Genomic DNA, 25,197 nt, shown 5'->3' with positions numbered 1-25,197 from the left:
CAGGAGGAAACACCATGCCCGACAAGACCCTGCACCTGGCCGCCGCCCTCGACGGCCTGGGCTGGCACCCCGCCGCGTGGCGGCTCTCCCGCGCCGACCCCGGCGTCGCGCTGACCGCCCGCTGGTGGGCGGCGCTCGCCGGCGAGGCCGAACGCGGCGCGCTCGACGCGATCACCCTGGAGGACAGCCTCGACCTCCAGTCGACCCGCCCCGACGGCACCGACGGGCGCACCGACCAGCTCCGCGGACGCCTCGACGCGGTGCAGATCGCCGCCCGCGTCGCTCCGTTGACCCGACACATCGGGCTGATCCCGACCACCAGCGTCACGCACACCGAGCCGTTCCACCTCTCCACCGCCGTGGCCACCCTCGACCACGTCAGCGGCGGCCGGGCGGGCTGGCGACCGCGGGTCTCCGCCCGCCGTTCGGAGGCACGGCACTTCGGACGACGGGACATCCCGCCGCTGGACCCTAACCGGCTCGACGAACCGGACGCCGTCCACCGTGTCGGTGACCTCTTCGCCGAGGCCTCCGACGCGGTGGAGGTGGTCCGCCGGCTCTGGGACAGCTGGCAGGACGACGCCGTCATCCGGGATGAGCCCACCGGCCGGTTTGTCGACCGGGACCGGTTGCACTACGTCGACTTCACCGGCCGCTGGTTCTCCGTCAAGGGGCCATCCATCGTGCCCCGACCGCCGCAGGGTCAGCCGGTGGTGGCCGCGCTGGCCCACTCGTCTGTCCCGTACGCCTTCGCCGCCCGGCACGCCGACGTCGTCTTCGTCACCCCCACCGACGCCGGCCACGCCGCCTCGATCGTCGCCGAGGTCCGCGCCTCCGAGGACACCGTCGGCCGGACCGACCCGCCCCTGCGCGTCCTGGCCGACCTGGTGGTGCTCCTCGACGACACTCCGTCGGCGGCCCGACGCCGACGCGCCCACCTCGACGAACTCGACGGCGCGGAGTTCACCTCCGACGCCGCCACGTTCACCGGCACCCCGGCGCAGCTGGCCGATTTGATCGCTGACTGGCACCGCGCCGGGGTGGACGGGTTCCGGCTGCGTCCCGCCGCGCTCCCCGACGACCTCGGCGCCATCACCCGCGCGCTGGTGCCGGCCCTGCGCGACCGTGGCCTGTTCCGCGCCGGCTACCCCGGCGGCACATTGCGGGACCTGCTCGGCCTACCCCGCCCGACCAACCGGTACGCCACCGCGGCGACCGCCTGAGCACCGGAGACCACCGTGCCCAAGCAGATCATCCTCGCCGCGCACTTTCCCGGCGTGAACAACACGACCGTCTGGAGCGATCCCGCCTCGGGCAGCCAGATCGACTTCGCCTCCTTCATCCACCTGGCCCGCACCGCCGAGCGCGGAAAGTTCGACTTCTTCTTCCTCGCCGAAGGGCTGCGGCTACGTGAACAGCGGGGCCGCATCCACGACCTCGACGTGGTCGGCCGGCCCGACACCCTGACCGTGCTGGCCGCCCTGGCCGCGGTGACCACACACCTGGGCTTGGCCGGCACGTTGAACACCACCTTCCGCGAGCCGTACGAGCTCGCCCGGCAACTGGCCAGCCTGGACCACCTCTCCGGCGGCCGGGCCGCCTGGAACGTGGTCACCACCTCCGACGCGTTCACCGGGGAGAACTTCCGCCGCGGCGGCTACCTCGACCGGTCGCTGCGCTACGAACGGGCGGCCGAGTTCGTCCGCGCCGCCCGGCAGCTGTGGGACTCCTGGCCCGTCGGGGCGATCGCCGGCGACCGGGACGCGGGACGGTACCTCGCCGAGGCGGATCCGGGCGGGTTCGCCCACCATGGCGACCAGTTCGACATTACCGGTCACTTCACCGTGCCTCGCAGCCCACAGGGGCACCCGGTGATCCTCCAGGCCGGTGACTCCCCCGACGGACGTGAGTTCGCCGCGTCCAGCGCGGACGCAATCTTCTCGCGACACGGAACGCTCGAGGACGGCCAGGAGTTCTACCGCGACGTCAAGGCCCGCCTGGCCCGTCACGGACGGACCCCCGACGACCTGAAGATCATCCCCGGGGTCACCTTCGTGCTCGGCGACACCGACGCCGAGGCGCAGGAGCGGGCCCACCACATCCGCCGCCAGCAGGTCAGCCCCCAAACCGCCATCCTGCTGCTGGAACAACTCTGGAACCGCGACCTGTCCGGGTACGACCCGGACGGGCCGTTGCCCGCCGAGGATCCGGACGTCAGCGGCGACGCCATCAGCCGCGGCCGCGCGGGCATGTACCCCGACCCACTCGCCACCGCCCGCCAGTGGCGGGCTCTGGCCGAGGAGAAGAATCTCGGCATCCGCGACCTGGTCATCGAGGTCACCGGCCGGCAGTCGTTCGTCGGCACCCCTGGGCAGGTCGCCGAGCGGATGAACCACTTCGTGCAGCACGACGCCGCCGACGGGTTCATCCTGGTGCCCCACCTGACCCCGGGAGGCCTCGACGAGTTCGTCGACCGGGTCGTCCCGCTGCTGCAGGAACGCGGGGTGTTCCGCACCGAGTACACCGGTACCACCCTGCGCGAGCACCTCGGCCTCGGCCCCGCCCGGCCGGTCGCGTCGGCGGGTGCGGCGTGAGCCGCCCGAACGCGCGGATCGCCGTCTGCCGACTGCGCTGGGACGACCCCGACGCCGTCGCTCTCCGCGCGGGGTTGACCGCCGAACTGCGCCAGCGGTACGCCGACCGCGCCGGCGACCCGATCCACCTGCCACCGGACGAGGCCATCGCCGCACCGGGCGTGGCCTGGACCGGCGTCGCGTACACCGCCGGCACCCCGGTCGGCCACTGCGCGCTTCGCTGGCACGGCGTCGACCTCGAACTCAAGCGGATGTACGTGGTCCCCGACCACCGGGGCCGGGGCGTCGGCGCCCGGCTGCTCGACGCGGCGCGCGAGGCGGCGGGCCGCTTCGGCGCGCCCCGGATCGTGTTGCAGACCGGCGACCGGCAGCCCGACGCGGTCCGCCTGTACGAGCGGGCCGGCTACCGCCCGGTGCCGGTCTTCCCGCCCTACCAGGCGCTGCCGTACTCCCGCTGCCTCGCCCTGGTCGTGCGCCCGCCCCTGGCCCTCTCCCGGAAAGCGACGGTGCCCGCATGAAATTCCTGCTCATCACTCTGATCACCCACCTTCCGGACCCGGTCACCGGCCGGCGGCGCAGCACCACCGACCGGTTCCGCGAGGTCGTCGACACCGCCGTCCTGGCCGAGGAACTGGGCTTCGACGGGTACGGCGTCGGCGAACGGCACGAGCGCCCCTTCATCTCGTCCTCACCGCCCGTGGTGCTCAGCCACATCGCCGCGAAGACCAACACCATCCGACTCTTCACCGCCGTGACCACCCTCAGCCTGCTGGACCCGGTGCGCGCCTACGAGGACTACGCCACGCTGGACCACCTCAGCGGCGGCCGACTCGACCTCATCATCGGCAAGGGCAACGGGGCCGCCCAGGCCAAGCTCTTCCACGTCACCCCCGACGACCAGTGGGACCGCAACCGGGAGGGCTACGAACTGTTCCGCCGGCTCTGGCGCGAGGACACCGTCACCTGGGCCGGCCGCTACCGGCCGTCGCTGACGGACGCCGAGACCTGGCCCCGGCCGCTGCAACAGCCCATCCGCATCTGGCACGGCAGCGCCACTAGCCGGGAGTCGGTCGACCTCGCCGCCCGCTACGGCGACCCGATCTTCTCCGCCAACGTCACCAACACCATCGAGCCGTACGCCGCCCTGATCGACCACTACCGCGAACGCTGGACGCACTACGGCCACGACCCGGCCGACGCCCTGGTGGGCGCGGGAACCGCCGGCTTCTACGCCGCCCGCACCTCCCAGGAGGCGGTCGACACGTACCGCCCGATCTTCGACGCCCGGGTCGCCGCCTTCCGCCGGCTCGGCGTGGAGCCGGTCTTCACCAGCATCGAGGACGCGATCGAGCGCAGCTCCATGCTGGTCGGCAGCCCGGAGCAGATCATCGACAAGGTGCTGCGCTACCACGAGCGGTTCGGCCACGAGGTGATCCACCTCCAGGCGGACTCCGATGGGCTGACCGGCACCCAGCACCGGCGGAGCCTGGAGCTGTTTCAGGCCGAGGTGGCTCCCGTTCTGCGCCGGGAGATCCCCAGTCGCCCGCTCGATCCACCGCTCGCCACACCCGCGCCGACGCCCGCGACCGTTTGACCAGAACCGGGAGCAGCCATGTCACCGACCCCCTTGTCCGTTCTCGACCTCTCCCCGGTGCCTGACGGCGCGACGATCGCCGACGCCCTGCGCAACACGATCGACCTGGCCCGCCGGACGGAGGAGTTCGGTTACCACCGCTACTGGCTCGCCGAGCACCACCTCGCGACCGGGGTGGCCAGCTCCGCTCCTGCCGTGCTGATCGGGCAGGTCGCCGCCGCCACCAGCACCATCCGCGTCGGCTCCGGGGCGGTTCAGGTCGGCCATCGCACAGCCTTGGCCGTGGTCGAGGAGTTCGGCACACTCGACGCCCTCTACCCGGGCCGCATCGACCTCGGCCTCGGCCGCTCGGGCCAGCGGCGTGCGGAGGCCGCCGCCGAACTGGCCGCACCGGCCGCGCCGGCGCCGGCCGGGGCCCGGGTGGTCGACGGGCTGCTGATCCCGCCCCCGTTCTCGTTCGCCGCGCTGGTCGGATCACCCCGGTTCGCCCTGGCCAGCGCGTTGCTGCACCAGCCCGGCGCGCAACCCCCGGCCTTCGCCGACCAACTGGCCGACATCCTCGCGCTGCTGCGCGGCGACTACCGCGACGGCGACGGCCTCGACGCGCACGCCGTGCCCGGCGAGGGCGCCGCACTGCAGGTGTGGCTGCTGGGCAGCAGCGGCGGCGAGAGCGCCCAGCTCGCTGGTGCTCTCGGGCTGCCGTTCGCCGCCAACTACCACGTCAGTCCGGCCACCGTGCTCGAGGCGGTCGCCGCGTACCGGGCCGCCTTCCGGCCCTCGGCCGCACGTGCCCGACCGTACGTGCTGGTCTCCGCAGACGTCGTCGTGGCGGCCACCCACGCGGAGGCGCGGCGGTTGGCCGCGCCCTACGGGCCGTGGGTACGCAGCATCCGCGGCGGTGGCGGCGCCATCCCGTTCCCCAGTCCCGCGCAGGCCGCCGCCGAGCCGTGGACGGACGCGGACCGGGACCTCGTGGCCGACCGGGTGGACACCCAGTTCGTCGGGGCCCCGGACACCGTCGCCGAACGGCTGCGGGTCCTGCGGGACGCCACCGGCGCCGACGAACTGCTCGTCACCACCATCACCCACGACCACGCCGACCGGGTGGCCTCCTACGAACTGCTCGCCAAGGAGTGGCTCCAGTAGTGCGGCCGGCGCGAGGCCGCCCCGACGAGTGGATGTCTCCTACCGGAGGCCTTCGGCGTGCAGGACGCCGCCGGTCCAGTCGGGGAAGCCGGCCGCGAGGACCGAGGCCACGTCGGCGCCGGCCGGGTCGACCCGCAGACCGTCGTCGAGGGCGCGGCGGGCGGCGGCGGCCATGGCCGCGGGGTCCGGGCCGGCGTCTAGGAGGCTCTGCACGAAGGAGGCCTGACCGCCGTGGATCAGCACGGGAATGGCGCCCTTCGCCCGGACCTCGGGGACGAGGCCCGGGTCGGTGATCTCGACGATCGGGGCGTCGGGGGCGAAGAACAGCGCCGCCAAGGGGTTGGCGACGAGCTGCGGGAACGTACGCAGGCCGGCCTGCGCGCGGTTCGAGGAGGACGCGTGCGGGCCTGCCGGGGCGAGCGGGGCCCGCACATCTGTCGGAGGAAGTCCGGTGGGCGTCGTAGCGAGCGCACGCATCGCGAAGAAGAGATGCGCCAGATCCGGGATCTGCGGCGCGGCCAGCAACGCGCGGCACGCCGCCGTCTCGATGTCGAACGCCTCGTCCAGCGGCACCGCCGCGCTGCGCGCCGCCACCTCCAGGACCGCGGCGAGCGCACGCACGGGCGACCCCTGCGAGCGGTGCCGCACCTGCTCGGCGAGACCCGGCGGCTCCGCGGTCCCCCCGGGAATCTGGTAGCCGGGCCGCTCCCAGCGCTGCACGAAACGCCCGGCTGGTTGTGCCAGCGCCCAGGCCCGCGCCGCGGCGACCACGTCGTCGGCCAGCTCGTCCACCAAGCCTGCGGCCAGTGCCTGCCTCGGGTGGTACGCCGTACCCGGCCCGACGATCTCCAGCACCGTGGCGGCGATCCCGAACATCCGCGTCGCGCGGACCGTCCCGCCACCTCCGGGAATGATGCCCATCCAGGTCTCGGCGAGCGCCCACACCACCGACGGGTCGTGCGGACCGACCCGGTAGTGACACGCCAGCGCCAGCTCGAAGCCGCCGCCGAGCGCGGAGCCGTTGAGCGCGGCCGCAACGGGGCGGCCCAGGGTCTCCAGCCGGCGCGCCTGGTCGCGCAGCGGCGTCAGCAGGTCGTAGGTGCCGGCGGCCTCGTCCGGGGTGATCTCGCTGGGCACGAAGTCGGGGCCGGCGATGAAGGAACGTTTCGCCGAGGTGAGCACCACGCCGCGCAGCCGTTCGAGCTGCCGGGTGAGGTCGTCGAGGCAGGCGCCGAGCCCCTCGTAGTGGCGTCGGTTGAGCATGTTCGCGGTGCGGCCGGGGTCGTCAAGGGTCACGGTGACGACGCCGTCGGTGTCCCAGGACCAGCGCACCGAACCAGATTGTTGGACATCCGTCATACCATCAACTTAGGCAACGGTATGACGGATGTCCAACGATAGGGTGGGGGCATGGGCCGGGAGGACGACGCGATGCCGGACATCGCCGACGTGACGATGGTCGACGTGCTGCGGGCGGTCGCCGACCCGATCCGCCTGCGCATCGTGCAGACGCTCGCCGACGGTCAGCCGCACGGCAAGTGCGGCGCCCACTGGGAATTCGGCGTGCACAAGTCGACCATGACCCACCACTTCCGCGCGCTGCGAGAGGCGGGCTTGACCCGCACCGTCGTGGCCGGCCGCACGCATACTGTCGAGCTGCGCCGAGCCGAGCTCGACGCCCGCTTCCCCGGCCTGATCGACGCCCTGACCGCCGGCAGCGATCCGTCCCACCAGACGGGTCACGGCAACGCGGGAGATGGCTCACCACCGGCGACGGATCGCACCGGACGGGTGATCGAGACGGGGTAGGCTGCCCGTGGCGCTCACCGGCTACCGCCTTGCGATCGTGGTCCCCCACCGGGGCGCGGCCCTATCCGGTGCGGATGATCTACTCAATGGGTGAAGAACCTGCGAGATCTCATCGTTCGGTGGCAGCGCGGCTGGGGGGTGGCTCGTGAGCTGCCCGTCGCCGAAGACGTCGGCGGCGCGTTGCGGGTCCGGTGCATGCAGCCGGGCCGCGCCATCGAGTACGTCGCGCTCGATGCCGGCAAGGACGTGGCGTCACTGGCCACGCTGGCCGAGCTGGTGGCCGGCGAGGACGAGGTCACCTGGCTGACCGTGCCGACCACGGAGCCGGCCAAGGCGGCCTCGGCTCTGACGGCCGCCGGCCTGACCGTGCTGAAGCACTCGGAGAAGCTGATGACAGCCGACCTTCGCGGGCATCAGCAGAACACGCCGAGCGCGCCGTACCGGCTCCTGACCCAGGTCGACTCGTACGGAGGCGGCAGCGTGGTCACGGCGACGGTACGGCACGAGTCGGGAGACGTCGGTGCACGCGGAACGATGGGACTGGCCGGTACGGACGCGGTCGCGGACCGCATCGAAACCCTGCCGGCTCATCGCCGCAAGGGCCTGGCCAGCGCGGTCATGGGCGCGCTGGCCCGTTCCGCGGTCGAGGAAGGCGCCGAACACGGCATTCTCATCGCCAGCGAAGACGGCCAGCGTCTGTACCTGGCCCTCGGCTGGCAGCCGGTTGCCGATGTGCTGATCGCGACGACGCCGGGCAACACGTACCCGTCCTGAACGCCGGAGAGCCTCGCCGAGAACGCGCCGACGGAGTCGTGCGGCGTCGCGCTTTCCGAGGAGCTGGTGCGTACCGTACGGGTATGGCACAGCGACTCGTCAGCGTATGGCAACCGTTCTTCCTCGCCAGCGAAAGTCAGAGCGCAGCCGTCGAGGCGGCGACCGAGTTGGAGGAGCTCGGCTATTCACGGATCTGGTTCTCCGGCGGCTTCGGGGAAAACGTCGCCCCACGCTTCCGGGAGATCCTGGACGGGACAAAACACATCGGGGTCGCGTCGGGGATCGTGAGCATCTGGCACTCGTCGCCCTCGGAGGTGGCGGAGTTCGCCCAGGACGCGGAGCGGGCCCATCCCGGCCGCTTCCTGCTCGGTGTCGGCGCCAGCCACGCCGTGGTCGTGGAGGGCAGCGGCACCAGCTACCGCAGGCCGTACACGAGGATGGTGGAGTACCTCGACGGTCTCGACGCGGCCGGGCTCCCTGCCGAGCGGCGGATCCTGGCCGCGCTCGGCCCCCGGATGCTGGAGCTCGCCCGCGACCGTTCGGCCGGGGCGCACCCGTACTTCGCCCCGGCCGAGCACACCGCCGAGGCCCGGGCCGCGATCGGGCCCGACCGGCTGCTCGCTCCCGAGGTCGCGGTGGTCGTCGACCCCGATCCCACCACCGCCCGCGCGACGGCGCGGCAGTACGCGAGCCGGTACCTCGCGCTGCCGAACTACACGAACAACCTGCGGCGATTCGGATTCACCGACGAGGACTTCGCCGGGGGCGGCAGCGACCGCCTCATCGACGCCCTGATCCCCTGTGGCGGCGCCGAGGAGGTCGCGGCCGGGCTGGAGAAGCACTACCAGGCCGGCGCGGACGAGGTGGCGATCCAGGTACTCAACGGCGGCGACGACATGACCTTTCCCGCCGACTCGTTCCGCGCGCTCGCCGCCGCCGTGATCTGACACTGGTGACGGCCCGCGCCCGCCGCGGCGCGGGCCGTCGGCGCACCTGCCGCATCGGTGGGGCGCAGGTTACCGTCGGCTCAGTGTCAGGGTGGGTGCTGCCGCTGCTTGCGGTGGTTGGGATCCTGGCCGTCGATGATCTGGCTCGTAGCGTCGGTGCCGCCTGGTGGGGTTGGCTTTCATCCGTTGTGCCGGTCATCGATGGTCAGGGCCGACCGGCGTGACTTGATAGGAGCGTGGCATCGCCCCCACTGAGGTGTGTCCGCCGGCCGGCCCAGCCGTCCCCGTCTCCTGCGAAGAGAGGTGACGTCACCCATGGTGGTGGTGCTGGGAGTTGATGTCCACAAGGACACTCACACGGTCGTCGGTGCCGATCAGGCTGCTCGCAAGGTCGGTGAACGTGTGGTCCGGGCGACCGATGCCGGGCATCGGCAGCTGCTCGGATGGGCCAGGCGGCAGTTCCCCGATGAGCGGGTCTGGGCGGTCGAGGACTGCCGGCATGTGTCGGCTCGGCTGGAACGGGCTCTGCTGGCCGCGGGGGAACGGGTGGTGCGGGTGCCGCCGAAGCTGATGGCTGGTGTCCGTGGCAGCGCTCGCACCCGCGGCAAGTCCGACCCGATCGACGCGCTCGCGATCGCTCGGGCGGCGCTGCGGGAACCGGACCTGCCGGTCGCCGAGCACGACGATGTGTCCCGGGACCTGCGGCTGCTGGTGGATCACCGGGAGGATCTGGTCGGTGAACGGACCCGGATACAGAACCGGCTGCGGTGGCACCTGCACGAACTCGACCCGGAACTCGATATCCCGGCGCGGGGCCTGGACCGGCTCGTCGTGCTGGACCGGCTCACCGACTGGCTCACCGAACAGCCGACCACGGTGGTGACCCGGCTGGCTGGCGAGTTGCTGGCCGACATCCGCGCGCTTACCGCCCGGATCAACGCCCTCGAAGCCGAGATCACCACCAGGGTCCGACGCATCGCGCCCGCGTTGCTCGCCTTGCCCGGCGCGGGGGCCTTGACGGCGGCGAAGATCGTGGGGGAAACCGCGAACGTCACCCGGTTCCGGTCCGAGGCGTGTTTCGCGATGCACGCTGGCGCCGCTCCGATCCCTGCCAGCTCGGGACGCATCAACCGGCACCGACTGGCTCGCGGTGGCAACCGGCAACTCAACGCCGCCCTGCACCGCATCGCGGTCACCCAGATCCGTCTCGACGGCCTGGGCCGGGCCTACTACCAGCAACGACGCGAGAACGGCGACACCACCATGGAAGCCCTCAGAGCACTGAAACGCCGACTCGCCCGCATCGTCTTCAACCTACTCAAAGATCAACAACCAGTCACGCCGGACGTGCTTCCGGCAGCGGCTTGACATAGGAGCAACGGGTGGCGTTGCTGGTGGTGGTGGCGGCTCTTGTCGTCGGCGGCGTGCAGACCGCCGGCGGTGATGTGTCCGCGTCGGGTCGGCTGACCGGTGCGGCCATCCTTCTCGCCGCCACCGCCGCCCTGTACTGGCGTCGGCGCCGCCCGGCCGTCGTGCTCGCCGTCACCGCCGCCGCCGCGGTCGGCTACTACCTGCTCGGTTATCCCCTGGGTCCGGAGCCACTGCCCTTCGTGGTGGCGCTCTACGCGACGGCCGAGGCCGGCCGACGGATGATCGCGGTGGCGGCGGTCCCGGTGGCGGTCGGGCTGGTGCTGGCCGCCGACGTCACTGCCGGCCGGACCCCCGAGGGTGAGGACCTGGTGGCGGTCGCGGCCGTGCTGGTCGCCGCGGTCGGGCTCGGCGAGCTCGCCCGGTCCCGGCGCGAGCAGCGGCAGGCGTACGCCGAGCAGGCCGCGACGCAGGAGCGCCTGCGGATAGCCCGGGACCTGCACGACACGCTGGCGCACCAGTTGACCGCGATCAGCGTCCAGGCGGGCGCCGCTCTCCACAAGCGTGACAGCCGACCGGAGCTCGCCTACCCGGCCCTGGAGACCGTCCGCCAGGTCGCCGGGGACGCCCTGCGTGAGGTCAGAGCGGTGCTGGGCGCCGTCCGCGTCGACCCCGCCGGTGGTCAGAACGCGTGCGAGGCGGTCCCGGCGTTGGGGGCGCGGGCCGGGCTCGCGGTGACGATGAGCGTGTCCGGCGAGGCTGTCGCACTGCCACCCCACGTCGATGCCGCCACCTACCGGATCGCGCAGGAGGCGCTGACCAACGTCGGCCGGCACGCCGGTGTGACCGAGGTGGAGGTGCGGCTGGCGTACCTGCCACGGCACGTCGAGATCGAGGTGCTCGACCGGGGCAACGGAGGCGCGGGCGGTGACGGTCGGGTGCCCGGCGGTCACGGCATCGCCGGGATGCGGGAGCGGGTGACCGCGCTCGGCGGACGCTTCAGCGCCGGACCCCGCCCCGGTGGCGGGTTCCGGGTCTGGGCGATGCTTCCCCGATGACCAGCCAGGTGATCACGGTCCTCATCGCCGACGACCATGAACTGGTCCGGTCCGGGCTGCGGGTCGTCCTCGACGAGCCGGACCTGACCGTGGTCGCGGAGGCCGCCACCGGCACCGAGGCCGTGCGGTTGACGCGCGAACACCGACCCGACCTGGTGCTGATGGACATTCGCATGCCCAAGCTGGACGGGCTGGAGGCGACCCGCCGGATCCTCGGCGATCCGGTGACCGCCGGCGTGCGCGTGGTCGTGCTGACCACGTACGACCTGGACGAGTACGTGTTCCGGGCGTTGCGCCTCGGGGCCAGCGGCTTCGCGTTGAAGGACTTCGAACCGGCACAGCTCGTCGACGGCCTGCGGGCGGTCGCACGGGGTGACGGCATGCTGGCACCCGCCGTCACCCGCCGCCTCATCTCCGTCTTCGCCCGCTCACCGGCCCCCGACAGCGGGCGTCTGGAACTCGCGCGGCTGACGACCCGGGAGCGGGAGGTGCTGGACCTGGTCGTCGCCGGCCGCGACAACACCGACATCGCCGACGCGTTGCGGATCAGCCCGGCCACCGCCCGCACGCACGTCAGCCGGCTGCTGTCCAAGGTCGGGGCCCGGGACCGCGCCAATCTCGTGATCATGGCGTACGAGTCGGGGTTGGTGGTGCCCGGCACCCCGTGACGACTCCGGGGCGGGCGCAACATCCGCGTACGCCGGGATCCTGCTTGCGGCGGATTCCGCGGGCCCGTCGCCGGCACACGATCGGAGCATGCCCCTCGCCTACCGCACCGCCCTCGTGCTCGGTCCCGCCGGTTCCGCGCTCGCCACCTACCTCTGGACCGCCGGCCGCTACGGCGCCACCGGCGGGACCATCCTCGTGCTCGCCATGGTGGTGTGGACGTACGGGCTCATCGGCCTGCTCGACGTCGTCCGCCTGCACGCGCCGCGGTACGCCGCCGTCGCGCTGCCGGTCTTCCTGTACGGCGCCATGGGAGGTGCGGCGTTCGGGTTCCAGGGTGTCTTCGAGGACATCTTCGACCAGTCGACCGACGCGTCCCTGGCCGCACTCGGCGAGCACCCGTTCGCCGCGAATCTTCTGCTGTGGCTGCCCGGCCCGCTGATGCCGCTCAGCCTGCTCGTGCTCGGCGTCGTGCTGGCCCGCATCCGCCTCGTGCCGCTGTGGACGGCGGTGCTGCTGTGTGCGGGGGCGGTGGCGTTCCCCCTCAGTCGCATCCCTCGGATCGACGTGATCGCCTACCTGGCCGACGGGTTGCTCGTCGCCGCGTTCGCCGCGATCGCTCGGCTGGCCGCGGATCGCGAGGAGCGGCACAGCCGCCGGTAGTGGATCTGGGGGACACGCCGTCCGACATAGTCAGCATCGCTCCTATGAGGACGGTCGTGGTGACGACCGCTAGGCTCCCCGGCATGCCGGCTCGCGCGGGAGAACAGCGGTTATCTCGGAGGCATCGGCGAGTCCTGGCCGAGGTGGCGGAGCTTTGTTCGTCCGGACTGCCGTCGACCGAGGTGTACGGCCGCGCCGACGCGCTGCTGCGCCCGGTGTTGGGTTATGACGGCGTCTGCTGGCACGACAGTGACCCGGCGACCGGGTTGGTCACCTCGGTCGTCAGTCCGGATCTGCGGCTGTCGGATTTCCATGCGGCGGTCGAGCTGGAGGTGTGGGGCGACGACATCGCGACGTTTCCGGTGATCCGGCGCAGTGGCCGGGCGGCGGAGACGCTCAGCCGGGCCACCGGGGGACGACCCGACCGGAGTCTGCGGTACCGCGACCAGATCCGGCCGGCCGGCTACGGCGACGAGTTGCGCGCGGTCTTCGACAGTCGGGGCGGCCGGTGGGGCTGCGCGGCGTTCATGCGGGCCCCGGACCGTGGCCACTACCGGCCTGAGGAGTTGGCGCTGGCGAACGCGGCGGCGCCGCTGATCGGTGCCGCGCTGCGGCGCAGCGCCGCCGAGACCGGCGCGGTCGGACCGATCGCCTCGGAGGGACCGGCCGCCCACGCTCCGGCGGTGCTGGTCGTCGGTCCGGACAATCGGGTGCTGCACGCCGACGAGCGCGCCGAGGAGTTGCTCGAGAGGCTCTGCGCTGACACCGCCGTGCTGTTCGGTGTGCCGCTGCCGTTCGTCATGGCGGCCGAGCACGCCCGTGCGGTCGCGGCCGGCCGACCCGTGCCGCAGCCGCCGCTGCGAGCCCGGACGACGGACGGTCGGTGGCACGTGCTGCACGCCTCGCTGCTCGGCCGGTCGACGCGATCGCCCGTCGCCGTGGTGATCACACTGGCCGGCCCGGCCGAGCTGATTCCGGTCACTTTCGCCGCGTACGGCTTGACCGACCGCGAGGCGCAGGTCGCGCTGTATGCGGTGCGGGGTCTGAGCACCGCCGAGATCGCCGCCGCCCTGCTGGTGTCGCCGTACACGGTGCAGGACCACCTGAAGGCGGTGTTCGACAAGACCGGGGTGCGCAGCCGGCGCGAGTTCGTGGCGATGCTGCTGACCGCCGATCGGGCGGACGCCGTCGTGGCCGCCGCGGCCACGGGCGCCCGCCCGGATGTCACCGGAGGTCAGTAGCAGTCGACGACAGCGATGTCGATCCAGTGGCCCTCGTAATACACCTCGATGTGGTTGATGCGGCAGCTGATGGGCGTGGGCGAGCCGCCGCCCACGGTGGCGCCGCTCGTGTCTGGCAGGGCCCAGACGTTGCCGGGGTAGTTGACGTGGTTGCCGCCGGACGGAGGTGCGGCCGGAGCGTCACCTTCCTGACACATCGCGCCCTGACGCATCAGCTTGATGTCCTGGACGGCCCGGATGCCCACCTGGGTGGCCCACAGCGACTGACTCATCGCCCGCGCCGCAGCCTCCCAGTTGCCGACGTTGACCGCGTTGATCATGTTGCGGAATCCCCTGAACCCGGCCGGCCCGAGGTTGAACGCCATGTCGATGAGCACGGCCTGCCGCGACGAGGTCAACGTGTCGAAGTTGTAGATGTAGCGCTGCACGGTTGCGGCCGCGGCGACGAAGTCGGCCTCGAAGAGGGTCGCGATCTGGTGTGGGGTGAGATTCTGGGTGCCGGCACGAACCGCGTCGTAGTTCGCCCCGACCTTGGTGAGCAGCTCACGGGCGTCAGGTCGGTCGAGGTTGAAGCCGACCCCGACGGTCGGGTGCCCCTTGGTGTCGATGTAGACGTGCGGGTTACCGGCGAGGCCGTTCGGGCTTTCGTGGCTGGCCACGAAGGCGCGCATCTCCTCCGGTGTCATCTGCTGTCCCTGCTGCGGTTCCTCGGGCTCATCCCCGGGCAGCCCCGGTCGAGGCCCGGGGCCACCGGCGGCCGAGCAGTCCACCACGTAGGCCAGGGCCGGCGAGGGAGTCAACGCCACCGGCGCCAGCACGGTTGCTCCGAACAACAGCATCGCGAACAACATTCGTCTCTTCTGCATGCGTCGATTCTTTGATGGATCATCACGCCCCCGATATCCCAGAGATCTGGGAGACACCTGACTCGGCCCGGACGCGGAGGCTTCGCGCCAGGGCGGGGATCATCACCGCCGCGGCGACGAGGTGCAGCCCGAGGAGGGCGATGATGGTGGCCGTGTTCGCTCGGACGAGGAACGGCGGGACCAGCGAGATGGCGGTCAGCGTCACCGCCGTGCACCCGAACCGTTCGGCGGGACGGGCGCTCCACCGGAGGAAGGCGACGGCGATGAGGACACCGACGACCGAGAAGAAGCCGGTCACGACGGCGAACCCGGGCAACGGGATCGCCTCGCCGCCGTCGGGGATCTCGAAGTCGACGCCGAGGGCCCGGGCGAGCGCGGCGGCGAGGGTGGTGGCCACCATCGCGGCGAGCGTCGCGAGGACGCCGATACCGGCGAGCCCGCGGAGCCGGCGGGGGTGACGGGTCCGGTCCGATGCCGGATCTGCGACGACGTCCCCGGTTTCATTCATGCTCTGCATATCGATCCTCCATGACTCGGTAACTGGCGTGGGCGGTGTGGCGTCGGGGATTCGACGGCCGTGGCGAGTGGCGATGCGCACCGTCGCCGTACGACGGCCGGGGTTGCGCAGCGCGCGGACGCCGGTGCCGCGCAGCCAGAACCCGGCGTCGCGTCCGAGGACCGGCCCGAGTTGGCCGTCGCGCAGCTCCAGCTGCACCCGCCCGCGGGTGACGACCCCGAACGCGTCGCGCCAGTGGGCGGCGACCACCGCGACCCGCGCGCCCCCGCGCAGCGTGAGCGTGCGCACCGGGGCTACTGCGTGCCGCCCGCCGGCAGGCGCTCCGGCAGCCCCAGCCGCGGGAACTGGTCGTCGTGGAAGATGACGATCTCGGTGATCGCCCCGCCGGTGATGCGCAGCACGTCGATCGTCAGCGGCAGGTAGGCGCCCTCCCGATCGCGCCAGTGGTAGAAGGCGACGGCGGGTTGCCGGTTCACGGCGGTGGGGACGGCGCGCAGGCCCGTCATGCTGGTGAAGCCGTCGTCGACCCAGTCCTTGATCACCACGTCGCGGCCGACGTGCAGGCCCGGCGTGGGCGGCATCGAGGAGCGGACGTCGTCGCGCAGCATCGCGGTGAGCCGGTCGATGTCCGTGGCCACGCTGGCGTCGGTGAAGCGGCGCACCAGCTCGCGCGTCTGGGCGTCAGTCTCGTCCCCGGTCCAGTCCTGCCGCTCGGCGGGCAGGTGCTCCCGCATGCCGGCGCGGGCCCGCTGCAGCGCGCTGTTCACCGAGTTGACGGAGTCCCCGAGGAGCTCCGCGACGTCCTTCGCCGGCCAGCCGAGCACGTCGCGCAGGATCAGCACAGCCCGTGGGCGCGGCGCCAGGTGCTGGACGGCGACAACGTACGCCAGCTCGATCGTCTCCCGCGCGAGGGCGACGGTCTCCGGCTCGTCCGCGTCACCCGCGGGCAGCTCGTCGAGCAGTCGGTCCGGGTAGGGCTGCAGCCACCGCACCTCACCGCCGGTCGCCGGCTCGGGGCGGCACTTGGCGAGCAGGTCCAGGCAGGCGTTGGTGGCGATCCGGTACAGCCAGGCCCGGAACGTGGAGCGTCCCGCGAAGGTCTCCCGCCGCCGCCAGGCCCGCAGGAACGTCTCCTGCACCGTGTCCTCGGCGTCCTCGAACGACCCGAGCATGCGGTAGCAGTGCACGTGCAGTTCCCGTCGGTGCCGCTCGGCCATCCCCGTGAACGCCGGCTCGTCGAGCTCACCCAGACCACCCACGCCCAGCTCCTTCAGCCGCGTGTCCGCACTCATCACGTCATCCTTCCGCCTCGTCGTGTCCCGTCCCAGGTATGACGGCTACGGGCGCGGTAACTCATCACCAGGGTCGGCCAACCACCTGCCACGGCCCGGTCCCCGGCCTCACCGGAAACATCCGGGACAGGTGCGACGGACGTGGTCGCGCCTGTCCCGGTCGGTCGCCGGCTGGGCTCAGGGTCGGTCGATCAGCGCGCCGACGTGCAGGGTCGCGGCGAGCAGTGCCGGGTCGCCGGTCCGGTCGTACGCCTCGACGGCCGTGTCGGCGAACTTCAGGACGTGCTCGTCGCCGTGCTCGGCCGCCCGCTGGAGCGCGTCCTCCCGGGACGGCGTCGGATAGCGCCGGACGATCTCCGCCGACGGCACGGGCCGGGCCGGAGCGTACGTCGCGACGACCGCCACCACCGCCGCCCAGGCCGCCGTCAGGCTGGGCAGCCACTGCTGCGTCGGTAGGACCGGCAGCACGTGCCGCACCGCGTTGGGTGCGGTGGCGGCGTGGACCAGCAGGACCGGAGAGCCGTGGCCCAGCCCCAGATAGGCCCGGGCGGCGGTGTCGACGAGCGACTCCAGTCGGGCCGGGACGGTCTCGGCGGACGCGGCGGGTTCCAGCGCCCGCAGGCTCGCGGGCCAGCCCGGGGAGCGTTCGAGCCGGTCGAGTCGGTGGGCGATGAAGCCGCTCTGGTCGTCGAGGCGGGTGATCGCCGGCAGGGCCTGTGGTGGTGTGAGGACGCCCGCCGGTGCGACCAGCCCGGCGAGCGCGCGGTAGCGCGCCGCCCAGAACGCCAGTCCGTGTGCCAGCTCGTCCAGGGTTTCGCAGGCGGGGACGCCGGCGGCACCGCGTAGGGTGCGTACCGCGTGGCTGACCCGGATCACGCCGTGGGTCGACCCGGCCACGATTCCGGGCAGCAGCCGGGGCCACCACTCGCCCAGCACCTCGGACCACGGCCGCTCGGTCAGCTCGTGCCGGAAGTACGCGGCCCAGTCCGGCAGCCGCCGGGCCCGGCCCAGCGCCGCGCCCCACTCGTCGGGTCGGATGGGCTCGCTCGTGTCGGGCAGCTCCGCCAGGCGGCGTACGTAGCGGTCGAGCCAGCCCTCGACGTCGATGTCGAGCCCGCGGCGGACCATCACCTCCACGGCCATCGGGCCGTGGTTGGTCAGCCCGTGGTTGCCCTCCTCGTCTCCGCCGAACTCCGGCCCGTACGCGTGCAGCCGTCCGTAGGCCCCCGTCAGGGTCTCCGCCATCGGATCCCGCTTCGTCGTGCTCATGTCACCGCACCACGTCGTAGACGATCTTGATGATGCCGTTGGCGTACGTCTCGGACTCGACCAGCTTCAGCATCTGCTTGTCGCGGTCGGCGTCGCTGAACATCCGCTTGCCGGCTCCGAGCAGCAGCGGGAAGACCAGCAGGTGGTAGCGGTCGATCAGGCCGGCGTCGGAGAGGGTGCGGGCGAGGGTGGCGCTGCCGTGAATGATGATCGGGCCGCCGTCGGTCTCCTTGAGCGTCGCGACGTCCTCAAGGGAGCGCAGGATCGTGATCTCCCCCCAGTTGTCGACCAGAGCGTCCTCGGTCAAAGTGGTCGAGACGACGTACTTCGGCAGGCCCTTGAGGGCGGCGAAGTCCGCCATGTCCGGCCACACCGGCGAGAACACCTCGTAGCTGGTGCGGCCGAACATCAGCGCGGTGGCCTGCTCGGTCTCCCGCCCCTTGAGCTCGTAGGCCTCGGGCACGAACTCGATGTCCTTGTAGGTCCAGCCACCGCTGCGGTGGGCCTCGGCCGCGGTGCCGCCGCCTGGGGAGTCGACGACACCGTCCAGCGAGACGAAGGCGGTGTAGATCAGAGTGCGCATCTTCGATGTTCCTTCCTCTGTCCGGTTGGATGCCCCTCACTCTGCTGCGGCTCACCTGAGCCAGCCACGATTAGGCTGAGTCCTAATCGGAAGGGGTGACACGTGATCCACCTGCACGTCACGGCGATCGATCTCGCTCGCGTACGCTTCGCCACCTCGCCCCTGATGGAGACCGTCGCCAGCCTGCGGACGCTGGCCGCCGGCCGGCGGGGTGCGCACCTGCACCGTCCCTGGATCGAGGGCTTCGCCGGGCGCGCGGACCGGCTGCGCGAGCGCGATCTTGAACTGCTGCGGGCGCTGGTGCGGCCGGAGGGCTACATTCCCGATTTCCTGGTGCCGCCGCCGGGGCGCCGGTCCGCATCCTTCACCGAGGAACTGGCGCAGGTCGCCGACGCCGACCCGGAGATCGTGGCGCGGGAGTTGGCGCACCTGGCCGTCCACCGGGGCGCCCAGCAGGGGCCCGGCCGGGAACGGCGGCAGGCCCTGCTCCAGGCGCTCGTGGACCGGCCGGACGCGGGCATCGGCCCGATCACGGAGGCGATCGAGGCATACCACCGGGTCGCGATCGCGCCGGACTGGAAGCGGATCGACGCGTTGCTCAACGACGACATCGCCTACCGGCTCGACGCGCTCGCCGACGGGGGCGTCGACCGGATGATGAACAACCTGCACCCGTCGGTCACTTTCGCCGACCAGACGCTGCGGATCGTCAAGTACTACGAGGGCCACGCCGACTGCGGCGGGCGGGGCCTGCTCCTGGTGCCGTGCGCCTTCGCCTGGCCCGACGTCCTGGTGCGGACCGCGCAGCCCTCCTCGCCCAGCGTCTCCTACTCGCCCCGTGGCCTCGGCCGGCTCTGGGAGGAGCACCCCGAGCAGGCCGGCCCGGCGCTCGCCGGCATCCTCGGGCACACCCGGGCCGCCCTGCTGGCCCAGCTCGACCTGCCCATGTCGACCAGCCAGGCCGCCACTCAGATGGCACTGTCCGCGCCGACGGTCAGCGTGCACCTGCAGGCGTTGCGTGCCGCCGGGCTGCTCACCTCGCGCCGGGCCGGCCGCCAGGTGCTCTATTCACGCACCGACCTCGGCGATCGGCTGCTCGCCGGGCGGCCCCAACCGACCTGAGCCGTAAGCGGGGTGGCACTCGTAGCGGGTGGACTGGCCGTCGTCTGGCGGCCTGCGTGGTAGACGTTGACCGTTCCCGTGGGCCTTCCGGAGACGTCCAAACTGGCGCCTCCCCGCCAGTTCGGACGTCGGTTTCAGTGGAAGCGCTTGATGAATGTCAAAGCGGTGTCGGCGACCTCGTGCCAGCCGCTGTCGATGGTCAGGGAGTGGCCACGGCCCGGGATCTCCACGATCTCGGTGATGTGCCGGTTGTCCTTCTGTTGCTTGTAGGAGGCGTTGGCGATGGACCACGGCACGGTGTGGTCCCTCTCGCCGGAGATGACCAGTAGCGGGCCGCGGTCGGGGTTGTTCGTGTCGACCTTCGCCTCGGTCCATGGGTTGAGGTTGGCCACGGCGGCCTGGAACAACGGCTCGCCGGAGGCGGGCACGGCGAACGTCTCGTACAGTTGGCGGGCCTCCTCTTCGGTGACCGCGTTGGCGAAGCCGTACCGAAACTGGTCGTAGGTGAGCGGCACGGCGCGGTGGTAGTTGGCCGGGTTGCCGAGCACGACACTGGCCACACGCAGGGCGGAAATCGGCAGCGGCAGCACACCGCGGAACGGCGCCGGGTCGATCGCGACGGAGGCGACGGACAAACCGCGGCCAGCGACGATCTGGGTGATGAGGCCGCCGAAGGAGTGGCCGATGACGGCCGGTTTGCGGTCGAGTTTGCTGATCAGGTCGCAGAAGTGGTCGGCGACCTGGCCGACGCTCTTGCGGGCGAATACCTCCGGGTGGGCGTTGGCCTCGGCGACGGTGTCCGGGTCGTCGGGCCAGCCGGCCACCACCGGTGCGTATCCGTCTTCGGCGAATGCCTCTGCCCAGCGCTGCCAACTGGAGGGCAGCAGCCACAGGCCGTGGATGAACACCACCGGCGGCAGGCCGGAGGCGTTGGCCGCGTCGACCTGCGCGAGGTCGGTCTGCAGGGACATGTCAGTCCTCCGTCTTCAGGATGGTGCGCAGGAAAGCGATGGCCTGACTGATGGCGGCTTCGGCGGCGTGGGTGCCGCGCAGGGCGTTGAGCATCACGAAGTCGTGGATGATGCCCTGATAACGCACGGCGATGACGGGTACTCCGGCGGCGCGCAGCTTGTTCGCGTACGCCTCACCTTCGTCGCGCAGCACATCCGCTTCGGCGGTGATGACCAGGGCTGGCGGCAGGCCGGTGAGTTGCTCGGTGCTGGCGCGCAGCGGTGAGGCCGTGATTTCCGCACGCTGGTTTCCGTCGGTGGTGTACTGATCCCAGAACCAGCGCATGGCGTCGCGGCGCAAAAAGTAGCCCTCGGCGAACTGCCGGTAGGAGCCGGTGTCGAAGGCGGCGTCCGTGACAGGGTAGAACAGCACCTGCCCCATGAGTGGCAGATCGCCGCGCTGCTTCGCCATCAGGGTCAGGGCTGCGGCCATGTTTCCGCCGACCGAGTCACCGGCGACCGCGATCCGCGAGGCGTCCAGGCCGTGCTCGGTGCCATGGTCGAGCACCCAGCGAGCGACCGTGTAGTTCTCGTTGATCGCCGTTGGGTACTGCGCCTCCGGCGACAGGCTGTAGTCGGGGAACACCACGGCGGCGCCGGCGCCGGCGGCAAGCTCACGGGCGAGCCGGTCGTGGGTGTGGTTGTTGCCGAACACCCAGCCGGCGCCGTGGATGTAGAGGATCACCGGCAGTGGGCCTTGGACGTTCTCCGGCCGGAAGATCGTCAGGGCCGGCTCGACGATCGACTCCTTGCTCGTTCCCGGCACCGCGACCTCGGGGCTCTGCACGTCGTCGACGGTCTTGCGGCCGTCGATCGGGCCGAGGTCGAACAGGTACGGCGGATTCGCGGTCGCCTCGGCGAAGGCTTCGGCGGCCGGTTCCAGCACGGGCCGAACTTCGGACATAGGGATTGCTCCTTGACAAGAGGGGAACGGTTGACGGACCGAAGGAAGCCGAGCCCTTCTCGTGACCCCTGCCGGTGCGCCGCGGCGGCATGGAAGATCGGCATTTCCGACCCGGGTAAGGCGTATGTTTCGCGCAGCTCGCGGGCCTCTGCCTCGCCGACTACGTCGGCGGCCGGTAGCGGCGAACGGCTCCGACCGGTCGGGCAGCTCGGCGGAAGCCAGGGTTACGGGCATCGGACCTCCGGTCAACAACGGTCGGGAATGATGCTTGCGGGAGCGCGTCTATTCGGAAACCACGCGTGACACGTAGTCTTCCGCCGGGACACACGTGGGACCTAGGGTTGATGATCATGCGGATCGTGGGGCGTTCTGTCGAGATCTCAGCGGTTCGGGAGCTCGTCACCGCCGCGGTCGGCGGAAAAGCCGGCGTGTTGGTGGTTCGGGGCGAGGCGGGGATCGGCAAGACCGTCCTGCTCGACGAAGCCGCGGCAGCCGCCGCGGAGCAGCGGGTGCGCGTGCTGCGTGCCACCGGTACCGAGAGCGAGCAGGACCTCGACTACGCCGCGCTGCATCAGCTGTTGCTGCCGCTGCTGGACGACTTGGACATCCTGCCCCCAGTGCAGCATGCGGCCCTCGCCCGCATCTTCGGCCGCCAGGAGGGGCCTCCCGCCGACCGGTTCCTGGTCGGACTGGCGACGCTGAACCTGCTCGGCTCGGCCGCGTCCGCCGGACCGCTGCTGGTGATCTGCGACGACATGCAGTGGTTCGACCAGACGACGGTGGGGACCCTTGCCTTCGCCGGCCGCCGGCTGGCCGCCGAACCGCTGGCCCTGCTGCTCGCCGAGCGCGACAACGCCCCGGCCGGGCCGCTGCTCGACCAATTCCCGTTGCTGCACCTCAGCCAGTTGAGCGAGGCCGACGCGATGACCGTCCTGGCCGAGGTAAGCGGGGCGAAGCTCGAACACAGCGTGGCCCGGCGGATCGTCGAACTGGCTTGCGGTAACCCGCTCGCGCTGACCCAATTCGCTGCCGACGCCAACCCCGACGAGATGCTACCCGGTGACCCGCTGCCGCTGAGCGGCAAACTCGAGGCACGCTACCTGACGCAGGTGAACCGGCTCAGCGTGCCAGCGCAGCGACTGCTGCTGATCGCCGCCGCCGATACCACCGCCGACCCCCGTACTGTGCGGGCCGCCGCTGCGCACCTTCTTTCCCCGGCCGAATTGGACGCCGCCGAGGCGGAGGTGACCGGGCGCGATGAGCTGTTCAGCATCCATCCCGTGCCGAGATTCCGACATCCGCTGGTGCGCTCGGCCGTCTACGGCGGTGCCGACCCGGAGCTGCGCCGCCGTACCCATGCCGCGCTCGCCGAAGTGATCGATCCGGATCACCACTTCGAGCGCCAGACGCGTCACCTCGCCGGTGCCACCGCTGACGTCGACGAGCAGGTTGCCGGCCGACTCGACACCGCCGCCGAGCGAGCCTTGCAGCGTGGCGCATACCTGACCGCCGCCGCGTTCGCCGCCCGCGCCGCGGGCCTGTCCGCACCGGGCCCGGCACGCGACGCCCGATATCTGGCTGCCGCAGGCCACGCGCACAATGCCGGGGCACTGCAACGAGCTGAAGCGCTACGTGCCCGCACCACCGCCCTGGACCACGACGCCCGCAACCGCGGGCTGTCGGCGCGGCTGCGCGGCCTGTCGGTCGGCTTCCAGGATCAGACCACCGCGTTGCGGCTGCTCGGGACTGCGGCGACCATCTTCGCCGCCGAACCGGACGCGGACACCGCCCGCGATTGCTTGATCGACGCGTTCGACATCGTCCAACTGCACGTGCCGCGACCGGACCGGGACACCGTCACCCGGCTCGCCGAACTGGCGCTGGAGCTGACGGATCCGGGTGCGGAGTCCGCGACATGGACTCCAGATTACCTGCGCCTGCTGCGCGGGACGGCTACCTGCAATCTCCGTGGCTACGCCGAAGCGGCGCCGCTTCTGCGCACGGCGCTGGCGGGGCTCGCCGAGCAGGTGCACGACCGTACTCCGCCGGGCCGCTGGTACCTGGTCGCGCTGCAGGCCGCTCACGAGCTGTGGGACGACGCGGTCCTCGAAGCCCTGGCTGGGCACGTTGTGCGGATCGGGCGTGCCAGTGACGTACGCATGCTCTCCATCGGACTGGCCGGGCTGGCCCACCACGCGGTGATGACCGGCCGTCTCACGGCCGCCGCCGAGCACTGGGCGCAGTACCGCGACATCTACGAGGCACTCACCGGCACCCCGGCGTTCCCCATGATTGATCTGCTGGTGCGGGCCTGGCAGGGCCGCCGCGACGAGGCCGAGGCAATCGCCGTCGCCACCGGAGCGCTGCCGCTGACCGTGCCGGGCGGGCCGGTGACGGTGAAGACCCGGCACGCGCTGACCGTGGCCCGCCTCGGCGATCAGGACTGGCCGGCCGCTTACGAAGCTGCTCGCACCGTCTTTGATGACGATCCGGCCTACGACGGAACGATGATCCTTCCGGACCTGGTCGAAGCCGCGGTGAGGGCCGGTGAACGCGAGGCCGCACAGACGGCACTGCTACGGCTGAGGCCACGCGCGCGGGCCGCCGGGACACCGGGCGCGGCGGGGCTGTTGGCCCGATCTGAGGCCCTGCACGCACATCCGGCCGACGCCGAAGCCAGCTACGTCGAGGCGGCCAGATTACTCGACGCGACCCCGCTGGTGCTGGAGCAGGCTCGTACCCGGCTGCTGTACGGGGAGTGGCTGCGTCGGCGCCGCCGGCGCGCTGACGCTCGGCAGCAGTTGTATTCCGCGCTGCGTACTTTCATCGACTGCGGCGCAGTCGGATTCGCGCGTCGCGCCCGGACCGAATTGATGGCCGCCGGTGGCCAGGTCGATATCGAGCCGGCCGTGGCTGCCGGGGCGCCGGAGCTGACCGGCCAGGAGGCGCGGGTGGCCCGGCTGGCCGCAGCCGGAGCGACCAACCAGGAAATCGCGATGAACCTTGTGGTTAGCCCCGCCACCGTCGACTACCACCTCCGGAAGGTTTTCAAGAAGCTGGGAGTCAGCTCCCGCCGGCACCTCGCCGGCGCGATCAACTCCATGCCGACCAGGACGGGATGAGGCTGCTACAGGCCGGCCGACCGTGGAAGGGACGTGACAAGCCGCGGCGTCAGGACGGCGACGAGCCGAGCCCAGGAGTCGGGCGCCCGGTCGCTGCACGGCCAAAAAACGCGAACAGCCACAATATCCCCCCTTTTGGGGTAAACATGCTCAACTACACCTTCAATAGCCATAGCCCCGAGCGGGAAAGTTCTTCCTGTTTGCGGATAAGCCGACCAAGAGGTTGATCACGAAGCACAAAACGCTCGCCGCTGCCGCACTCCTCGCCGGGCTGACAGGCGTCGGGGCGCTCCCGCGGCTCGCGCTCGCCGACGCGGGCCGGGGTACCGGCACGACGACCGTGGTGGTCACGGACACCACCACGGGGACGGCGACAACGGTGCGGTGTTCGTCCAGACGAACAAGGCAGAGGCAAACACGATCAAGGTATACGACCGGGACGACGACGGCCGCCTCTCCCCCGCCGGTGAGTACTTCACAAGTTACAGGTGGTCTGGTCCGGCGGCCTGCTGCCCGTCAGCCTCGACGTCCGCGACGACCTCGTCTACGTGCTCAACGCCGGTGGCGAGGGTTCCGTTCAGTGCTTCGAGCTGCACAAGGGGCGGTTGTCGCCGATCTAGGGCGCCAACCGGTCGCTCGGGTTGCACAACGG

The 25,197-nt window shown here is 71.6% G+C and carries 24 protein-coding genes; 16 read left to right on the top strand and 8 right to left on the bottom strand.

Annotated features, from left to right (window positions below):
* Positions 1-14 precede the first annotated feature (14 nt).
* Genes GA0070620_RS01760 through GA0070620_RS01740 form a run of 5 tightly spaced genes read left to right on the top strand, consistent with a single transcriptional unit; the run spans position 15 to position 5,334 of the window.
* Complete coding sequence (locus tag GA0070620_RS01760) at positions 15-1,223, top strand: LLM class flavin-dependent oxidoreductase (RefSeq protein ID WP_091587884.1); 1,209 nt, start codon at positions 15-17, stop codon at positions 1,221-1,223.
* A 15-nt stretch (positions 1,224-1,238) separates the two neighbouring features.
* Positions 1,239-2,594: an NtaA/DmoA family FMN-dependent monooxygenase gene (locus GA0070620_RS01755; protein WP_091587881.1), complete on the top strand. Its 1,356-nt coding sequence runs from the start codon at positions 1,239-1,241 to the stop codon at positions 2,592-2,594.
* Positions 2,591-3,112 (top strand): GNAT family N-acetyltransferase, encoded by a 522-nt coding sequence (locus GA0070620_RS01750; protein ID WP_091587878.1) that lies wholly within the window; start codon positions 2,591-2,593, stop codon positions 3,110-3,112. Before GA0070620_RS01755 ends, GA0070620_RS01750 begins: the two co-directional genes overlap by 4 nt.
* Positions 3,109-4,188 carry an LLM class flavin-dependent oxidoreductase gene (locus GA0070620_RS01745; protein ID WP_091587875.1) on the top strand — a complete coding sequence of 360 codons (1,080 nt, stop codon included), beginning with the start codon at positions 3,109-3,111 and terminating at the stop codon, positions 4,186-4,188. Before GA0070620_RS01750 ends, GA0070620_RS01745 begins: the two co-directional genes overlap by 4 nt.
* An 18-nt stretch (positions 4,189-4,206) precedes the next feature.
* Positions 4,207-5,334: an LLM class flavin-dependent oxidoreductase gene (locus GA0070620_RS01740; protein ID WP_091587871.1), complete on the top strand. Its 1,128-nt coding sequence runs from the start codon at positions 4,207-4,209 to the stop codon at positions 5,332-5,334.
* A gap of 39 nt (positions 5,335-5,373) precedes the next feature.
* Here the strand turns inward: GA0070620_RS01740 and GA0070620_RS01735 are convergent, their stop codons facing one another.
* Entirely contained in the window at positions 5,374-6,693 is a 1,320-nt protein-coding gene (locus tag GA0070620_RS01735; RefSeq protein WP_091587869.1) for an enoyl-CoA hydratase/isomerase family protein, read from the bottom strand.
* Between the two features lie 51 nt (positions 6,694-6,744).
* Between GA0070620_RS01735 and GA0070620_RS01730 the strand changes: the two genes are divergently transcribed.
* The 8 genes from GA0070620_RS01730 to GA0070620_RS01695 all read left to right on the top strand — a co-directional run bounded on the left by GA0070620_RS01730 (position 6,745) and on the right by GA0070620_RS01695 (position 13,860).
* Complete coding sequence (locus GA0070620_RS01730) at positions 6,745-7,143, top strand: ArsR/SmtB family transcription factor (protein WP_091587866.1); 399 nt, start codon at positions 6,745-6,747, stop codon at positions 7,141-7,143.
* A gap of 138 nt (positions 7,144-7,281) precedes the next feature.
* Positions 7,282-7,917: a GNAT family N-acetyltransferase gene (locus GA0070620_RS01725; RefSeq protein WP_197677519.1), complete on the top strand. Its 636-nt coding sequence runs from the start codon at positions 7,282-7,284 to the stop codon at positions 7,915-7,917.
* 83 nt (positions 7,918-8,000) lie between these two features.
* Complete coding sequence (locus GA0070620_RS01720) at positions 8,001-8,864, top strand: LLM class F420-dependent oxidoreductase (RefSeq protein ID WP_091587862.1); 864 nt, start codon at positions 8,001-8,003, stop codon at positions 8,862-8,864.
* Positions 8,865-9,179: 315 nt separating this feature from the next.
* Entirely contained in the window at positions 9,180-10,232 is a 1,053-nt protein-coding gene (locus GA0070620_RS01715; RefSeq protein ID WP_172836362.1) for an IS110 family RNA-guided transposase, read from the top strand.
* Between the two features lie 14 nt (positions 10,233-10,246).
* Positions 10,247-11,290, top strand: coding sequence for a sensor histidine kinase (locus GA0070620_RS01710; protein WP_091587860.1), 1,044 nt, complete (start codon positions 10,247-10,249; stop codon positions 11,288-11,290).
* Positions 11,287-11,958 carry a response regulator gene (locus tag GA0070620_RS01705; protein WP_231922147.1) on the top strand — a complete coding sequence of 224 codons (672 nt, stop codon included), beginning with the start codon at positions 11,287-11,289 and terminating at the stop codon, positions 11,956-11,958. Before GA0070620_RS01710 ends, GA0070620_RS01705 begins: the two co-directional genes overlap by 4 nt.
* A gap of 88 nt (positions 11,959-12,046) precedes the next feature.
* Positions 12,047-12,619 carry a hypothetical protein gene (locus tag GA0070620_RS01700; protein ID WP_091587858.1) on the top strand — a complete coding sequence of 191 codons (573 nt, stop codon included), beginning with the start codon at positions 12,047-12,049 and terminating at the stop codon, positions 12,617-12,619.
* Between the two features lie 83 nt (positions 12,620-12,702).
* A complete protein-coding gene (locus GA0070620_RS01695) occupies positions 12,703-13,860 on the top strand; it encodes a helix-turn-helix transcriptional regulator (RefSeq protein WP_157741502.1) in 1,158 nt (385 codons plus the stop codon).
* Here GA0070620_RS01695 and GA0070620_RS01690 read toward each other — a convergent pair.
* The 5 genes from GA0070620_RS01690 to GA0070620_RS01670 all read right to left on the bottom strand — a co-directional run bounded on the left by GA0070620_RS01690 (position 13,854) and on the right by GA0070620_RS01670 (position 18,387).
* Positions 13,854-14,726 carry a glycoside hydrolase family protein gene (locus GA0070620_RS01690; protein ID WP_091587854.1) on the bottom strand — a complete coding sequence of 291 codons (873 nt, stop codon included), beginning with the start codon at positions 14,724-14,726 and terminating at the stop codon, positions 13,854-13,856. The genes GA0070620_RS01695 and GA0070620_RS01690 overlap by 7 nt on opposite strands.
* Positions 14,727-14,748: 22 nt before the next feature.
* Positions 14,749-15,531, bottom strand: a complete 783-nt coding sequence (locus GA0070620_RS33395) for a DUF6069 family protein (RefSeq protein ID WP_091587852.1) — start codon at positions 15,529-15,531, stop codon at positions 14,749-14,751.
* Positions 15,532-15,536: 5 nt separating this feature from the next.
* Positions 15,537-16,535, bottom strand: coding sequence for an RNA polymerase subunit sigma-70 (locus GA0070620_RS01680; protein ID WP_091587849.1), 999 nt, complete (start codon positions 16,533-16,535; stop codon positions 15,537-15,539).
* A 177-nt stretch (positions 16,536-16,712) separates the two neighbouring features.
* On the bottom strand, positions 16,713-17,804 hold the full coding sequence (locus GA0070620_RS01675) for a questin oxidase family protein (RefSeq protein ID WP_231922145.1): 1,092 nt from the start codon (positions 17,802-17,804) through the stop codon (positions 16,713-16,715).
* Between the two features lies 1 nt (position 17,805).
* Positions 17,806-18,387, bottom strand: a complete 582-nt coding sequence (locus GA0070620_RS01670; protein ID WP_091587847.1) for a dihydrofolate reductase family protein — start codon at positions 18,385-18,387, stop codon at positions 17,806-17,808.
* Positions 18,388-18,489: 102 nt separating this feature from the next.
* On the opposite strand from GA0070620_RS01670, the gene GA0070620_RS01665 reads away from it, so the two are divergent.
* Entirely contained in the window at positions 18,490-19,509 is a 1,020-nt protein-coding gene (locus tag GA0070620_RS01665) for an ArsR/SmtB family transcription factor (RefSeq protein ID WP_197677518.1), read from the top strand.
* Positions 19,510-19,643: 134 nt separating this feature from the next.
* Here the strand turns inward: GA0070620_RS01665 and GA0070620_RS01660 are convergent, their stop codons facing one another.
* Together GA0070620_RS01660 and GA0070620_RS01655 are read right to left on the bottom strand one after the other, a co-directional pair.
* On the bottom strand, positions 19,644-20,480 hold the full coding sequence (locus tag GA0070620_RS01660) for an alpha/beta hydrolase (protein ID WP_091587845.1): 837 nt from the start codon (positions 20,478-20,480) through the stop codon (positions 19,644-19,646).
* 1 nt (position 20,481) lies between these two features.
* A complete protein-coding gene (locus GA0070620_RS01655; RefSeq protein ID WP_231922143.1) occupies positions 20,482-21,405 on the bottom strand; it encodes an alpha/beta hydrolase in 924 nt (307 codons plus the stop codon).
* Between the two features lie 368 nt (positions 21,406-21,773).
* Between GA0070620_RS01655 and GA0070620_RS01650 the strand changes: the two genes are divergently transcribed.
* Together GA0070620_RS01650 and GA0070620_RS33940 are read left to right on the top strand one after the other, a co-directional pair.
* A complete protein-coding gene (locus tag GA0070620_RS01650) occupies positions 21,774-24,545 on the top strand; it encodes a helix-turn-helix transcriptional regulator (RefSeq protein ID WP_172836361.1) in 2,772 nt (923 codons plus the stop codon).
* A gap of 488 nt (positions 24,546-25,033) precedes the next feature.
* Positions 25,034-25,165, top strand: coding sequence for a hypothetical protein (locus GA0070620_RS33940; protein WP_269456554.1), 132 nt, complete (start codon positions 25,034-25,036; stop codon positions 25,163-25,165).
* Positions 25,166-25,197 lie beyond the last annotated feature (32 nt).

Source organism: Micromonospora krabiensis (assembly GCF_900091425.1).
GTDB classification, from domain to species: domain Bacteria; phylum Actinomycetota; class Actinomycetes; order Mycobacteriales; family Micromonosporaceae; genus Micromonospora; species Micromonospora krabiensis.
This window is presented reverse-complemented; position numbering and strand designations above follow the sequence as displayed.